General features: G+C 38.7%; 12 protein-coding genes and 1 pseudogene. 8 read left to right on the top strand and 5 right to left on the bottom strand.

The genetic code is table 11. The features are described from left to right. Window positions 1-2: 2 nt before the first annotated feature. Genes recD through AOM43_RS11940 form a run of 3 tightly spaced genes read right to left on the bottom strand, consistent with a single transcriptional unit; the run spans window position 3 to window position 8,714 of the window. Complete coding sequence (gene recD, locus AOM43_RS11950; protein WP_006341231.1) at window positions 3-1,796, bottom strand: exodeoxyribonuclease V subunit alpha; 1,794 nt, start codon at window positions 1,794-1,796, stop codon at window positions 3-5. Further along, window positions 1,784-5,287, bottom strand: coding sequence for a UvrD-helicase domain-containing protein (locus tag AOM43_RS11945; protein ID WP_059360438.1), 3,504 nt, complete (start codon window positions 5,285-5,287; stop codon window positions 1,784-1,786). Before AOM43_RS11945 ends, recD begins: the two co-directional genes overlap by 13 nt. Further along, window positions 5,280-8,714 carry an exodeoxyribonuclease V subunit gamma gene (locus AOM43_RS11940; protein ID WP_059360436.1) on the bottom strand — a complete coding sequence of 1,145 codons (3,435 nt, stop codon included), beginning with the start codon at window positions 8,712-8,714 and terminating at the stop codon, window positions 5,280-5,282. The genes AOM43_RS11945 and AOM43_RS11940 overlap by 8 nt, the downstream gene beginning before the upstream one ends. Before the next feature lie 293 nt (window positions 8,715-9,007). On the opposite strand from AOM43_RS11940, the gene AOM43_RS11935 reads away from it, so the two are divergent. From AOM43_RS11935 to AOM43_RS11920, 4 genes and pseudogenes are all read left to right on the top strand, one after another. Then, complete coding sequence (locus tag AOM43_RS11935; protein ID WP_006341228.1) at window positions 9,008-9,490, top strand: BON domain-containing protein; 483 nt, start codon at window positions 9,008-9,010, stop codon at window positions 9,488-9,490. Between the two features lie 35 nt (window positions 9,491-9,525). Further along, window positions 9,526-10,080, top strand: coding sequence for a hypothetical protein (locus AOM43_RS11930; RefSeq protein WP_006341227.1), 555 nt, complete (start codon window positions 9,526-9,528; stop codon window positions 10,078-10,080). Window positions 10,081-10,248: 168 nt separating this feature from the next. Then, on the top strand, window positions 10,249-10,761 hold the full coding sequence (locus AOM43_RS11925; protein ID WP_059360434.1) for a ferritin-like domain-containing protein: 513 nt from the start codon (window positions 10,249-10,251) through the stop codon (window positions 10,759-10,761). A gap of 55 nt (window positions 10,762-10,816) precedes the next feature. Next, window positions 10,817-11,008: pseudogene (locus tag AOM43_RS11920) on the top strand (CsbD family protein); the annotation flags it as partial. Between the two features lie 125 nt (window positions 11,009-11,133). Here AOM43_RS11920 and AOM43_RS11915 read toward each other — a convergent pair. Then, window positions 11,134-12,207, bottom strand: coding sequence for an AI-2E family transporter (locus tag AOM43_RS11915; RefSeq protein ID WP_059360432.1), 1,074 nt, complete (start codon window positions 12,205-12,207; stop codon window positions 11,134-11,136). Between the two features lie 115 nt (window positions 12,208-12,322). On the opposite strand from AOM43_RS11915, the gene AOM43_RS11910 reads away from it, so the two are divergent. The 4 genes from AOM43_RS11910 to AOM43_RS11895 are packed head-to-tail and all read left to right on the top strand — an operon-like array spanning window position 12,323 to window position 14,256. Continuing rightward, window positions 12,323-12,652 (top strand): hypothetical protein, encoded by a 330-nt coding sequence (locus tag AOM43_RS11910; protein ID WP_059360429.1) that lies wholly within the window; start codon window positions 12,323-12,325, stop codon window positions 12,650-12,652. 2 nt (window positions 12,653-12,654) lie between these two features. Next, entirely contained in the window at window positions 12,655-13,245 is a 591-nt protein-coding gene (locus AOM43_RS11905; RefSeq protein ID WP_013924134.1) for a YtxH domain-containing protein, read from the top strand. 5 nt (window positions 13,246-13,250) lie between these two features. Continuing rightward, on the top strand, window positions 13,251-13,502 hold the full coding sequence (locus tag AOM43_RS11900) for a YtxH domain-containing protein (RefSeq protein ID WP_059360427.1): 252 nt from the start codon (window positions 13,251-13,253) through the stop codon (window positions 13,500-13,502). Window positions 13,503-13,554: 52 nt separating this feature from the next. Continuing rightward, window positions 13,555-14,256 carry a 2OG-Fe(II) oxygenase gene (locus tag AOM43_RS11895; protein ID WP_006341219.1) on the top strand — a complete coding sequence of 234 codons (702 nt, stop codon included), beginning with the start codon at window positions 13,555-13,557 and terminating at the stop codon, window positions 14,254-14,256. Between the two features lie 7 nt (window positions 14,257-14,263). Here AOM43_RS11895 and AOM43_RS11890 read toward each other — a convergent pair whose 3' ends face one another. Beyond that, a complete protein-coding gene (locus AOM43_RS11890; protein ID WP_059360425.1) occupies window positions 14,264-15,451 on the bottom strand; it encodes an FIST signal transduction protein in 1,188 nt (395 codons plus the stop codon). Window positions 15,452-15,907: the final 456 nt, after the last annotated feature.

The following is a 15,907-nucleotide window of genomic DNA, read 5'->3' as shown; positions in this document are numbered from 1 at the left end:
CATCATGATGGATGATTTGGTTCAGCTAAGTCATCCATTCTTTCAACGAAGCTTGAAAGGCGTTTGGAAGTTTGTTTTAATGTCATTGTAAACGTATTTGGATCGGTCCAAATCTGCAAATACTTCTTTGCTCGCGTGACAGCTGTATATAAAATTTCTCTGCCAAAAACTTCTGATCCAGAAGGAAGCATGAGAAAAATTTGATCAAATTCACTACCCTGGCTTTTGTGTACGGATAAGCAATAGGCATATTCAAATTGAGGAAGTAACAAAGCTGGAATGCGTCGAATGGTCTCCGAGCCATCCTTTGCTTTGCAGGGAAAAAGTGCGTAGTCTCCTGGTTGTAATCCTTCATTTTTTTGTAAGCGTACTAACACACCGATTTCCCCATTAAATAATTCAGATTTATGATCGTTCTTCGTCAGCAAAATCGGAGCGACAAAGGGAGAAAGAGTCGAGTGGTTTTGCATAAATCTTTCTAAAAGAAGGTGATTAAGTGTTTCAATTCCAAAGGGACCCTTGCGTAGAGGAGATAAAATGCGAACGCGATTAAAAACCGTCAAAAGCTCCTCTGGGGATCTATTCTGGATATTGTCAAACGAGAAAAAAGGTGCCGTCTTTTCCAAAAAAAACGTATAAAAATTGGAAAGAGACATTTTTTCATCCAGAAATACTTTTTCAATACCTTGCAAATGTGCATTTTCAAGAAGGGTTAAGGCGCCTGACGCATCACCAGATTTCACGGTCTCTGCAAAATCTAAAATCCCTTTTAATTCAGCTCTTAAGCATGTTTTAAGTTCAACGACTTGATCTGCATATTCCGATTTGTTTTGCATATATGTGCGTAAATCTCTAAACGGACTTCCTATTCCTACCGCTGGCAATTGATGGTGATCTCCTAATAAAATCAATTTTGCAGAAGGTTTTAAAGAAGAAAAAAGCTGAATCATCATGGGTAAATCGATCATGGAACTTTCATCAATTAGAATGAGATCGGCAGCTAAAGGTGAAAAACTTCTTTTTTTGGCATATTTATATGGGATGATATTTAGCAGAGCATGCAAGGTTTTGGCTTTAGGGATTTCCCAATTTGGAAGATTTTCAGTTGCCTTTGCTAAACTATTTTGTAAATTGGAAGCGGCTTTTCCTGTGGGGGCTGCTAACGCAATTTGAAAGGTTTTTTGTTTTTCGGGGGGCAAGTGATTCCATAACGTTTTAATCAATTGACCCGCGGTGTAAGTTTTTCCAGTGCCAGGTCCTCCACAAATTAAAAGCAGATTTTGTTGTGCAGCTTTTAGAATGGCTTGTGCCTGCTCGGGAAGAAGTTTTTGATTGTCAATTAAATGAGAAACTTCAGTTTGAATGGCATCCGAATCTATCCACTGATTAGCTGGCATAAGCACTTTTTTTACGCAGTTGATCCACAAGGTTTCTTGTTGCCAATGCTTTTGAAGATAGTAGGCATGTTCCCTTCGGTAAATGATTTGGGACAAGTCGTCCGATCTTTTTTGGACAGCCTCTTTCACAAGATCTAAAAGATGTAGAAGAAGTGGTTCAATCAGCTCTTTTTGGTGAGGTTCACCAATCCATACCTCATCGATAGAAGGGGAAACCACATCCTGTTTTATCCGTGTGCAGAGATGACCATTTTGAGTTGATAAAAGGAGGTGGCAGATGAAGGCTGCGGGAGCTTCATGTTCTACACTGAGCTTAGCAACAGCATAGGCTTCATAGGGTAAAATCTCTAATTCTAATAAGGCATTTAAAGTTGACCAGTGGGGAACTAATTTGTGCATAAGAATTTTCCTTCTGGCAATGCATAAAAACCGAATAGTTGACCCTCTTCAATATCTAAGCCTCTAAGAAACAGGTAATAAATCCCGCCAAAATTCGCTTTAAAGTCAAATTGATTAAATAGTTTAAGATAGCGCTTTAAGGATTCCACATAAATGGCACTTTGAAGGTGATAATGGTGTTGGTGCATCGATTGCTGTAAGGAAGTTGTGGAATAGGCTTGCAAATTAGGTCCTAGCCAGTTGGATTTCCAGTCAATCATATAAAATTTACCCGCATGCTCAAACATTAAATCGATTACGCCTTTAAGAAAGCCTTCAGGAATATGGAGATCTAAGAGACCTTTTTCGCAGGGATAAAGAAATTCCACTTCTTTAAAAATTTTAGTTTCCTGAACATCTTGCAGAGCGAAAGTCGCATCTTTAAAAGGTAAAGGCGTTTTTAATGTATTAAAAAGCATTTCCGCCAAAACTTGATCCCAGTCCTGAAACTCCGTGTTTTGCACGTAGGGTGTAATCCAGGAGCGCATTTCAGAGGGATTTTGCATATCGTTAGCTTTTTCAAATGGAAATTTTTCTAAAATTTCGTGTAAGAGCAGTCCTGTTATGTTGCCGGCAGGCAGCGTATGAAGGTTTTTAGTAGAGGCATCAAAATGATGGGGAGGAGATTCGGTCCAAACAGGTGTGATTTGATCCATTTGTTTTGAAATTTGAGAAAAAGATGAGATAGCCAGCATTTCCCCTGAAATGTGAATGGTTGGAGGAGGAAGCAGAATAGGAGAGGGCGTCGTGTTCATTTCGTAGCAAGGGGGTGTGACTTGACTTTCAATTGTATAAGTAATTGAAATGGAATTATCCAAGGCATCGATGAAAGAAATGAGAGACTCCGTTGAATTTGCATGGATTCTTTCGTAAAGCTGCGCATATGTGCAGGAAGGTTGTCCAAGTTTTGCTAAAAAGAGCTCAATAGGCGAGGCACAGCCATAAGCAGTTTGCTTTTCATAAGGACTCAATGCCGCGACATACAAACGATATTTTGCTCTCGTAAAAGCCACATAGAGCTGACGCATTTTTTCGGCGTCTAATTCTTGACAATAGTTAATGTAAGCAGGATCTTGCAGGTCATAGACCATTTGTAAAATAGATTGAGAGCCTTCTTGGGATTGAGGAATCAGTGGAGAAGGCGCTTGGTTTTTCTTGGTTAATCCAAGCACAAAAACAATTTCGAATTCCAATCCTTTGCTTGAATGCAAGGATAGAATCTGCACGGCTTTTCGATGTGTATCGACTTGTTTGTATAGTCTTTCATCGTCGTTTAATTTCAAGATTGGAAATTCATCCAAAAAAGCAATTAATCCCTCAGGAGGGCAATGTGTTTCATCTTGCTTTTGAATGAGCAGCTCAGCAATTTGGCAGAGCTCGTCCAAAAAGTCCGCACCGCTCTCCTGGTGAAGTATTTTTTCGATGAGTGTATGGCTATCTTGAAACAACTGATGGTGCATTAAAGCATCGTAAAAGGCTATAAAGCCTTCTGAAAGGAGTTTTTTACGTAAAAAATAGATCTCTGCGAGTGTTTTCTCATAGAAAAAGGGATCTTCCAGTCTGAGAATATCCTCATGATTCCATCCGAAAATTTTGCCTCCTAAAGCAATCTTCAAAGCACTGCTTTGACGTGCATGTAGAATGCCGTGCAAAATTTCTTGCCAACACTGAACTGCTGGGGAGTCCGCAAGATTTGCATTGCGCTGGGTCAGGGAGGGGATATTTAGAGTTTTAAAATAATCTGACATTCTCTGAGCTTGATAACGATCGGCAACAAGTACAGCAAAATCTTGATATTCAAATGTATTTTGATGGCATAGCTTTTGAATTTCTTGTGCGATGAATGGAAAGTACACTTTTTCTTCAAGGCTATCCAAGGAGGGTTTTTCTTGATCACTCAAAATAAAATGAATGGATCCCATTTCATCCGTTAATGTTTTGTCAAAGGTTTTATCTGCAGCTTGTACGTGCTGATAATTCAAGGTTTTTTGCCATTTTGGCAAATGGATGAAATCAGGAGCATTCTCTTGTGCAAATAGAACGTTAAGTCCTTGGACAAGCGATGGATGAGAGCGATAGTTGGTTGTTAAAGAAACTCGGTAATCTTCTCCAATAGCTTGTGCCGCTGAAAGATACGTATAAATATCCGCTTGTCTAAACGCGTAGATCGATTGTTTGGGATCCCCTACCAGATACAGGTAACCAGAATAAGCTTCGTGAAGAAAAAGAGACTCGAAAATTTTCCACTGAATCGGATCTGTATCCTGAAATTCATCAATTAAAGCTGCTCGATACTGATTACGAATGTTTTCTGTAAATGTGGGATCTTGCAATGCCTGCAGCATGTTGTGCAGGAGATCATCAAATCGAAATTTTTCTTCTTGTTGTTGATAGTGTTTTAGGAATTTTTGGCAATCGTACGCGAGTTTAGCGAATGTGCTTAAGGGGTTGACAAGTGGCTCTAAATGCCGTTTAAGAAGAGAAAGCATATTGGGTAAAATTAAAATGGGCGGAGGTGCTGAAAGAGCCTTTTGAGTTAAGGCAGAAGGATCTAGTGCTTTCACTAAAAATAGCTGATCTTCGATTACACTTTCATAATCTTGAAGGGACCATTCTTCCTGATCAAAGAGGGAGGCAAAGAGTTGAACTTTGGAAAGGATTTCCGCTTTGATTCTTTTTTGTCGATCCGTTAAGCCTTTATATAAAGGAATAAGCGTATGAAAATCGGTTAAGATAGAGTGAGAAGAAAATCCTCTATCTTTTAGAAGCAGCATGGCATTTTTAAACAAAGCATACTGTTCTTCAAAACTTGGTGAAGGGGCGAGTGGAATTCCTTGGGTCATCACTTTAACCAAAGCCGTTTCTAACTTTTCTATTGATTGCTCATGCTGCTTAAGTAAAAGTTGAAAATGTGTGGGGCCATAGATTGTGGGTTTGAGCTCTGTGCGAAAAAAGTTGCGAATGACTTTTAGGATTTCTGCCTGCGAGAGAGATTCTTTTTCCGTGAGTGTGTGTAGAGCCAGATCGCCTTCAAAAAAATGGGTTTTCAGTGTTCTAAGACAGAAAGAGTGAATAGTAAAAATTTGTGCTTGATCATATTCAAAAAGTGCATGTTCTAGCCGCTTTTTTATCTCTTTAATCTCTTCAGGATCCCTTCCCTGAATGGCTTTTAAATAATCTGGTGCCTCTTGATAGCAATGATGAGGAGAAAGCAGTAAGCCTTGTAAAAAGGATAGGGCTTTTTCAATATTTTCCCTAATGCGGACTTTAAGATCGTGCGTTGCGGCACGTGTAAAAGTGACAACTAAAATTTCTTGAATGGTAACAGGGGGATTTTCCAAAAGAAGACGTACGATAATATTTTCAATAGAAAATGTTTTACCTGTTCCAGCGGAGGCTTCTAGAACATGATGATGATGAATGTTGACTTGTCGATTGAGTACATCAAACATCTGCATCTCCTTTGCGTTTTGTAGCATACCAGTGGGTATAAATGGGAGAAAAGTAAGCGGTTGCTAATTCTTGCCATTCAGAGACAAGCGAGACATAGTCTAAATCAACATCTCCTCTTGTCATCCAATTTACATAGTCATTATAGAGGCTAAAATGCCCCGTTAAACTTTTCTGGATTTTGAGTTGGCACGATTTTGGATTTTCTATCATGTCGGGAATCCATTCAGGAAGTAGGGGAGAGACGTGTGTTTGGCAAATAAAATAGTAGTCTAAAAAGTGTTCAAGGAGTGTGAAAGGCTGATCAAAAAAAGGCGCTTTAATGCTGCCACTTTTGGCGAAAATTAGGTGTTTTCCAAACATATCTGGATAGACGTTAGCAAGACAATTGAGAATGAGATAGGCGGGCCACGCTTTGATCACTTCCTTTTTTTCATCGCGAATAAAAGCCAAAAGACCTTGAGGGGTAACTTCTGGAAGAATTCCTACAATTTTAATTCTTTTGTCGACTTGATAGGTTAATTCTAGAGGTGGTAAAAGCCAGCATGCTGGGTGAATTTGAGTCGGTTCGGAAACGGCATCTGTAAGTTCAATTTGGAAAATCTGATCTAAGGCAATCCCACAGTTCAGCAATAAGCTTTTATTTTGTTCTATTTCTTTTTTGAGCTGATCTAAGGATAGTGCTTTAAAATATCCGAAAGGAAGACGTCCTTTAATTTCATTCTGCGTCAATAAAGCATCTAAAGGGTGTTTTAAAGCCTCTTTTTTTAAGGATGCCTTAGAAAGAGATGTTAACGAAAAGAGATCGTCATCAGGGATTTTTCTCGACTCCTCTTTTTCTAAGTAAATGCCTAATCGCTTATTAAAATAATGTTCAAAAGGATTGCGTGCCAGGGCAATGAGTTGTCTAATTTCAAGTATGTGTTCTTCTTCAAGGCAAAGAGGAGTTCGCAAAGAAAGAAATTTAGGAATGAAGCAGTGTTTTGAGGTTTTTTCGGTTTTAAGGCTAGCAAGCGCAGAGCGGTAATTCTCTTGTGAAAAGCTATTGAGAGAGGAATTATCAAAATATTGCGGATTGTATCCATGAAACGGATGCTTAAAGAAACATCGCTTGGAGGGACATGTGTCTCCCAGACGATAACTTTTATCTAAATAGCTCATGAGTTCTTGAACAAGGAGGGAAGGAGGCTGCTCTTTTCCTGTCGAAGAAAAAGCCTGGTAGCTCAACAACAAGTATTCCCGAGCAGAGGTGAGCGTTTCAAGAAAAAGATAACGATCAAAGTCAATTTGCGAAGGAGAGTAATCCGCCTGTGGATGAAAAGCTAAAAGATGCAGGGAGGATTCTGGCAAAAATCGAGGGAAGGCGCCTTCTTCTAAACCTAATAATGCAATGCCTTTTGCCGGAATGGCTCGCATCGGGAGCATGGAGCAAAACTTAACAGCACGTAAGGAGGTTTCTCGGTAAGAAACATCTTCTTTTTTGAATAAAGAAAGCAAGATAGGTTGGATTGTTTTGAATGAAAACGTGTGTTGCGGCAAAAAGCCTTTAAAAAAAGGGTGAAGTAGGTGTTCCAATAATTCTTGATGTTCAGAAAGCTCTGGAAGGAGATAAAAATTGGACAGATGTTGTAAATAAGTTCCCCACTCTTGGATTGTGCGTTCAGATCCATCATTGAGAGGGATTAAATCTTGATGGAGAGAACGGACAATATAAATCCATTTTCCCAAAAGGGTGCTTTGCGTAATGTCAACAGATAAAATAGTATCGTTTTCTTCTAAAATAAGACCTTTTAGAAGCATTTGGAATCCGTGCTCCCAAGTCCCCGCAGGATTTTCATCGACAAGCGTATGAGCACAGTGGTCTTGTTTGAGAATCATCTGACGATGCGCAATATCCATTCCCCACCGTATGCCCGTTTCCTTAATCCACGTGCGAATTTGATCGATATCTTCAAAATGAAGTCCCCATTTGTTTCGAAATGGGAGGTAATCAAATAATGTGAGTAAGGAAACAGTGTCCCAACGAGAGGAGGACAGCTTTAGCAAGTGCAAAAAGCTTTGGATATACAAATTTTGTTCGGGGAGTTTGGCATCCATCATTTTGTAATCAAGAGGGCTGTTGGGATTGCTGAATACCATTTTGATAAAAGGCGCATATATGCGAATGTCGGGAGCCATGACGACCCATTCATTTGGAGAGAGAGGATTTTCTTTAGGGGCATTGTGAATGAGGCGAATCAAATTATCGTGCAAAATCTGTACTTCACGTAACAGAGAAGGGGTGGCGTGGATTTGAATGGTGGAATCATTTTCGGAGAGATCCAACGGAGGTGTATGATCGGGATTTCTAAAAAGCACCATATCCGTTTGAACGGCTTGCAGTAAGGTTAAATAGGGTCTATCAGAGGAGTGGAGAAGAATATCGGATGTGATGCTTTCTTCGTAGCAGGGAAAATCCAGCGCACGTGCAGGAAGTGTATAGCAGGCCGAGGTTCGAACATTGGAATCCTCTACAGCAACAGCCATTTCACGACCAAGACGTCCAAAATTGGCTAATAGAGGGTTTTTATCTCGCAAGAGTTCTTCTAAGGCTACTTGTTGAGCTTCTGGAGCATCTTGTTTTTTCCAATAACGTTGCATTCTTTTACTTTCTTTATCCGAGCAGGCATCGCTCCAAAAAGCTTCGCAAGGGGATAGCAAATAGAAAGAAACAGAAATGGCTTGTGCAATTTTTTGCAAAAAATTGTGATACAGAGCGGGAAGATAGCTCATCGCGAATAGATGGACTTGAAGTTGATCGATCCGTTTTTCAGGAATGGAGATTTGGTTGAGATAGTGATAAGGATATGTCCAATTATAGGCATTTCCTCTTTCAAAAATTTTTTTCCACAAGTAAACCTGCCAAGAAGAAGGGGGAGCTTGTCGCCAAGCTTCTAGAGCTTCTCCACCGGCAATCCCATATTCCAAAAAGAGACCAGCCAATTTTTCCACTAATGAAATGAGTCTTTTTTCTCCTTTAAGAGATAGAGTTTTGATTGATGGAGAGAATCTTAAGTAGCCAAATAGCGGCTTCCACAACTCGTGCTCCTCAGAGCTCAAGCTTTCACAACGCATGAGAATCTGTCGAACTTCTACCTCTAGGGCTAAAGTGAGTTCAAATGAAGAAGGATGATTAGCTAAGGTTTGATTTGGTTCAATGAGCTGGTATAGGCGTTGGATGCCCTGATCGAGATAAATGGTTTCAAATCCCATCGCAATGCCAGACTCCTCTGCCATTTTAAACATGACCCAAGATTTCATGGCGGGGCTGGGTACAATGATTAAGCGACGACAAAATGGGTGGGCTCCAAGTAATTGCTGCTTTAGGGGGTGAATTAGCAATTCGACTTGGTTACTAAAAAATACATGATGTTCAGAATGATGGATCATAAATTTCTCATTGATCAAAGAGCTTTTATCATAAACATTAAATGATTAAAACCCAATGATCTCTTTAGGGAAAAGGGAATTATTTTCCTTTTATTAAAAGAGATTTAATTTTTTTTAATTTACACAAATAATTTTATTTAATATTCTGAAATTATAAGTTCATAAACGATTTTAAATCGCTACCGATTTGAACATCATCTTATATTACTCACCTACACTTCATCTGTTATCAGTATAAAAATCATAAGCAGAATAGTTAATTAATTTTATTAAACCTCTACAAGGAGATAAAGATGAAATCTAAATTACTTATTCTTCCCGCTCTTTCAATCATGCTAGTTGGATGTGAGCAACACGTTACCAATCCACCTCCTCCTAAGTCTCCGACTCAGCAAAACAGCTCAATACTAGATGCGGCTCCTTCAGAGACGAATACAAACCGTAATTTGCAAGATCGTAGAGCATCCGATGATGCGGATAACACCAGTCGCAATGTACGTGATCGAATTGAAGGAGCCTTAACACCTTTTGATCAGTCGGAAAGCGTAGGTGATCGTATCACTTTACAAAGTATTCGAAAAGCATTGGTAGAGAACAAGATTTTGTCGACCTATGCAAAAAACATCAAAGTCATTACTGCGAATGGCGTTGTGACTCTTCGTGGACCTGTGAATAGCGCAGCTGAAAAAGAAGCAATTGAAAGAATTGTTTCGCTTATTCCTGGAGTGACAAAAGTGGATAATCAGCTCGAAGTTCTTCAGAATGCTGAGAAATAATCGATTAAAAATTTAATTTTTTGCAGGAGGCTATTATGACAAAGGCTGTATTTGGTCTCGCTAAAAATGAAAGTCAAGCACAGAGAATTGTGCAAAAATTGCAGGCTTCTGGCTTTGATACAGATGAAATTTCTGTACTCTTTGCAGATCGTACACATGAGGGCAAATTAACAGATGTCAGTACGAATAAGGGGGCGATCGGACATGAAAAGCACACTAAAGCCCCTGAAGGAGCGGCTACAGGAGCTGTCTCAGGAGGCATTATTGGTGGTTCGATAGGGATTTTGGCGGGTATTGGTGCATTAGCCATCCCTGGCCTAGGACCTTTTATTGCAGCAGGTCCGATTATGGCAGCCCTGGCTGGAAGCGGCATTGGAGGTTCGTTGGGCATGTTAATCGGAGCGCTTGTTGGAATGGGTATTCCAGAATATGAAGCAAAAAGATATGAAAACAGCCTAAAAGCTGGGGGCATATTGATTAGTGTACATACAAACAATGCTGAAGATGTTGACCGGGCTTCAGAACTCCTTAGAAAGGAAGGAGCTGAAGATATCTCGACTTCGTACGAAAAAAGTGAACGTTCAAGTTAATGGGGAATGGCTGAAAACAGGTGCTTTTAGAATATGTTTTCAGCCCTTGGTTTATTAAAATAAGGGGAAATTATGGGAAGAATGATTCTTTTATGGCTATTGGGGATACCCATTTCGGTTTTAATTATCTTAAAGCTTTTAGGAATCATTTGAGTATGGGGAGGAGATATGACTCAAAATGCCTTTTATAGATTATTTCTAAAAGAGATCAGTGATTTATATAGTGCAGAAAATCAACTAGTTGAAGCCTTACCTAAGATGGCAGAAGCCGCGACAACTCCAGAACTCAAGGAAGCCTTGGAACGTCATTTGAGTCAAACAAAAAAACACGTTGCCAGATTAGACAGCATTTTTTCTATGTTGAATGAAAATTCTTTTAAGGAAACTTGTGAAGCTATGGAAGGACTGATTTATGAGGCAAATGAAATTATTCAAAATGAAGCGCCTTCCGTTGTAAAAGATGCAGCTTTAATTGGAGCAACCCAGAGAATTGAGCACTATGAAATCGCCGGCTATGGAGTTGCAAAAACTTTTGCAACTCAGCTAGAGTTATACGATATTGCTGAACTTCTTAAAGAATCTTTAGAAGAAGAAGGAAATGCCGATAAGCATCTGACTGTGATTGCGGAAGGTGGATTTTTTACGACAGGAATTAACAAGCGTGCAAAGAATATCTCTTAAATGGAGATGGTTAAGAATGTTGCCTAAAATGTCCCTAAATTAACAGGAGGTTATCATGGTTAACAAAGACACACTTCAAGGTCAATGGAAACAATTACAAGGTAAAATCAAAGAAAAATGGGGAAAACTCACAGATGATGAGTTAACAAAAATCAACGGTCGTCGTGAAATGTTGATTGGAAAACTCCAAGAAAAATATGGAATGGCAAAAGATAGAGCTGAAAAAGAAGTTCAGAATCTAGAAGAAGCATTCCGTCATTCAAGCGAATCAAGCGAACATGAACATGAAGAAAAAGAACATGCTCATGGATCGTCAAAACGTCGATTCTAATCTGAACCAGTAATGGTGAGAAAAGGTGACTTTTCTCACCATTAGTCCTTTAAATTCTCTTTAGGGCTATAAAGTTGGGAGAGCTGTGTATAAATCTCTCTTAGAAATACATAGAGCGGTGTTATCCACAAAGGACCTGTTACTCCAAAGAGTGAAAAGCTTGCAACGATAAGCAAAATAATCGTGAGTGGATGAACATCTAAGCGTTTCATCATGACGTGAGGAGTGATAAGGTTTGCCTCAATCAAATGGATGGAAGTCATCACAATCGCGGCTGTTAGACCCATTAGATAGCTTGAGGTGAGCCCCACAAGTGTGGGAGGAATAATCGCGATAAGCGTGCCTAAATAAGGGATCAAGCCCAATAGAAAGGTTAAAAATGCCAAAAAAATCAAATTGTCTATCTGGATGATGGCTAAGCCAATCAGAGCCATTAGAGAGACAATGGCAGCTACAACAATTTGTCCATTAAAAAATGTGAGCAGCGTTTTATCTAGATGATGAAAAATTTTTTCGCATTGTGGACGATAAACCGGGGGAATCATTTCCATCGTCCAACCATAAAATTTTTGATCGTCTTTCAATAGATAGAATAGACAAAATGGAGTAAGAACAAAGATGAAGGCGATATGGGTGGCGGTTGAAATGATGAGATACGTATTAGCAAAAACAAATTGCTGTATTTTTTCTAAAAAATTAGTAATAAGAGATTTAACTTCATTATAAGAATAAAGGTTTAAATTAAAAATATTCAGGAAGCTGATGGTGGCTTCTTTGACTTCCTCTATTTTTTGAGCGGGTGAGGTTGTGACTTCTTGAAGGGATGTAATAATCGTAGGAATCAGAAATGTCGCGATGCTGGCAATGATCCCACCCAAAATAAGAAAAACAGAGCTAATTGCGATGGCACTAGGGATGTGGTGATTTGTCAGGTATTGGACAAGAGGTCTAAACATATAATACAGAACAATTCCTAAGATCAGAGGGCTGAAGAAAGCGACGACGAATTGAACAATCGGATAAAAAAAAGGTAATAGCTTAACGAATAGGAAAAGGATGAGCAATCCTAAAAGAATGTTCGTCGCGTATTTAATGAATGATGATTTGTACCACATATCTTCAACATAAGAAAGCAGTTAAAAAATCGCAATCTTTTTTTAAGTTAATTTTGTTGACATGGTTTCTTTTATTTAGTATGGGTTAGGTAATGAAATTAATTAAGTTTTTATTATGTTTATAGAAATTATGATTTTTATTTCGGTTATTGTTTTTGCTGTACTAGCTTATTTTGTTATACAAACGCTAATTACAGTTCAAAAAACTTTAAAAAAATTAGATTTTTTCATGGATGGAATGGAGCTGCGCATGGAAAAAATGGATCCCTTCATTCGATCGATCTCGAATGTGGGAGATATCTGTGAAGAAAAGACGCATCTGTTGCAGAAAGAATTCATAGAAAAAAAAAAGGTCATCGCATTTCAAGAAGAACCCACCGGTGATCTAACAGATTGGCTACTTTTAGGATTAATTTTAATAAAAAAAGTTTTAAAAAGGAGATGAATATGGGAACCCAGAACCATGTGAATTGCTTTTTAAAGGGAGCTCTCTTAGGCGGCTTAACAGGAAGTCTTGCAGCGTTGCTGCTTGCTCCAAAGTCTGGTCAAGAGCTAAGAAATGATTTATCAGATACAATCGAAGATATTCGCGAAAAATCGCAACATTTTAGTGATCAGGTGAAAGAGACTGGTCATAAGGCTTTGCATGCCTTTGATTATCACAATGGTTACCATGAAGAAGAAGAGGATGAGAGTCCCGCTACCATGTGGTTAGGGGGAGCATTTGGTGCTATTCTAGGAGCCACATCTGCATTATTATTAGCTCCACAATCTGGAGAAAAGTTACGTGAAGAGCTTGGAGAAAAATATGATGAGATTCGTGAGAAAGCCGAAAGCTTTATGGCGAATGTCAATCACAAAGGCCATGATGCCATGGAATATGCTGAGGATTGGAAGGATACACTTAATACAATCATCAGCAAACTCTCCACTTCTAATTCGAAAAGGAAACATGCTTCCAATTCACATCTTGAAGAAATTATTGATTGGGCAAGCTTAGGAATCAAAGTTTTGCAACAATTTCAAAATAGGAGATAATTCCCATGGTTAACAAAATTCAAGAAGATTTTTTATGGGGAACTCTGATTGGCACATTTTTAGGGGCTGCGACTGCCTTGTTGCTCACTCCTGCTTCTGGTGCAAAACTGAGACAGAAAATGCTCAATCAACTCAATCAAATCAATGGGAAAAAGACAAAGCATGTTGCATCACCACGATCTCGCTCGACAAAAGCTTTGAAATCCGTTATACCACAGCCTAAAAAACCACATCGTAAACATACCCGTGGCCATTAGAATCTAAGGAGGATTATTCCTCCTTTAAATTTTTTATGAAAGGATCCAGATTATGGAATTGATCAACGAGTCTGTCATACGTTCATTTCCGCTGGAATCTTTTTTAAAAAGATGGCCATTTCCGTGGCATAATTTTCATGAATTTTTAACGGAAGAAAGCTTTAAGCAATTGCATGATGAATTTCCTCCGTTAGAACTATTTGAGTATCATGAAAATTTGGCAAGGGGTAAAAACCAAAGACCGCACAATCGTTATTATTTGGCTTATGAAAAGTCAAAATATAGTGAGGATAAAGAAAAAGTAGGGGCAATTCACGCAGAATTTTTATCTCCAACATGGCAAAAATTTTTGCATGAAATTGAAACAAATGCACCTTATCAAAATTTAATGAAGCAGATTTTAGGAGAGCAAAGATACCAGATTCGGTACGCTTGGCACATGGGAATTTCGACCAATGAGGTCTCTCCCCATTGTGACAATGCTTCGAAGGTTGCGACCCACATTTTTTACTTTAACACTTCAGAAGATTGGGATCTTGCTTGGGGAGGGGCTTTGCTTGTACTTGGAGACAAACTTACACCTAATCAAAATCCAGATTTTCAAGATTTTATGACTTCTACGCCCATTAACTTCCTAGATAACTATAGTTTTTTATTCAAAAACACGCCGAATGCTTGGCATGGTGTAAAAGCGTTAAAATCCCCTCCAGGTAAGTATCGACGGCTCTTTAATGTGATTTATGATCTCGAGTAAGTTTCGTTTATTCGGGGATGAGCATGATCACGATCGAGGCATTGTGAAATCCCCCTGCAAGTACGTCAGGCTCTAACAAAATTTCTCCATAGGTTTCTACTCCAATCATGGGAGTATCAGGAAAGATGTCTTTGATCATTTCCACAGCTATGGAAAAACGTTCTTTTAAAATCATTCCTCGACAAGCGCAGTCAAAGACAACAATGCCAGCAATCTTTTCATTTTTGGCTAGTTTCAGGGCTTCTTTAGCAGCTTCTAGTGCTGATGTAATTTGATCAGAGGGGCGTGTACTCATGATTTTGATTAAGGAATTTTTTTCAACTTTACAAATAAAGTTTAAAGAACCATCCGGATTACATGAAATCGGAAAGCGGATTTCATAAGAATCGCCCGTAATCATTCCTGCCTTCATTAATAGTTTAGATAAAAATTCTGAGCTATGGTTAATGAGGTGCTTCCAATCCTGCTCTTGAATTTCATCCTGTAAGTATTCTTTCCATACATCTAATGCAATCTTTCCCTCGATTTCATAAAGAACATTGTCTTTAGCTTTCGTCACGCAAAGAGCTGGGGAGATCGGGTGGTGGCCATGCTTTACGCTACAAATAATCGGCTTTTTGGAAGCTATGAGGCATGTACTCACGGCATCGGAAAGGGCTAACCCTGAGCCAAATACACGAGTTTTCTTAAAATGCAGATTATCTCCTGCCGCTCCTCCGAATAATTTGACCTGACCCCCTAACATTCGAGAAGCTGCTTGCACGGCTTCTTCGCCTTTTCCTGTTAATCCATCGACGAACAGCATTACAGATTGCAAAGGAAAGTTGGGAACCGATTTTGGGAAGTTTGCTAGAGCAACATCGATGGCTTCATTTTGTTTGTTTTGCAGCCCAATACCAATGCCGGTATAAAAGTGATGTGTGTCCGATGTGATAAATGCACACGCAATCCCTCCTTGTGACATTTCTTTCTCGGTAAATTCTCCCGCTGAAGTGCATCCAATGATTTGAATTTCACCGATGATTTTAAAAAACGACTCAAAAACTTTTTTATAATCGTAATCGGGTGAACCAAAAATGATTGCGAGATCTGGTTTTTGCGTGGGCATTTTTTTGAGTGCCTCTAGACCAAGAGTTTCACCGGCGGCATGGCTATCTTTTTCTTTAACAATACTTGTTGTGAATATTGTGCTCATGATTTCTCCTGTAATCTCCTCAACATAAGTTGCCCTTATTTTGCGAGAACTCCATATCGTTTTTTTGAAAGATTGGGTTTGAATTTTAACCGTATATTCCAATTCTGAACAGTCTATTTGCAAACCACATAAATACCTAACTTTGAGATATAATATTCTATAAATAAAAGCGATTCATACGAATTTTAATATCAGGGATAATTCTTTGATTATGCAACATTATTTTTAGAATTCGATATTAATTTATCTATATTAAGGATAAGAAAACCTAGATGATATCACCATCTAATTGTTGAGGACAAATCATCAAAGAGTGAAAAAAAATGCCTTAAAAATGTATTTTGCTTGTTTTGATTAACGTATCTAACGGAAAAAGGGTGGGATTTTTCTGTTACGATGTGACTTATCAATATTAAATGACGCAAATTTTAGACGATCAAAGATATCAAATTCGGT

It is taken from the genome of Parachlamydia acanthamoebae, from assembly GCF_000875975.1.
GTDB lineage: Bacteria > Chlamydiota > Chlamydiia > Chlamydiales > Parachlamydiaceae > Parachlamydia > Parachlamydia acanthamoebae.
Note: the sequence above shows the minus strand (reverse complement) of the source record. Positions and strands in the feature narration are given on the sequence as shown.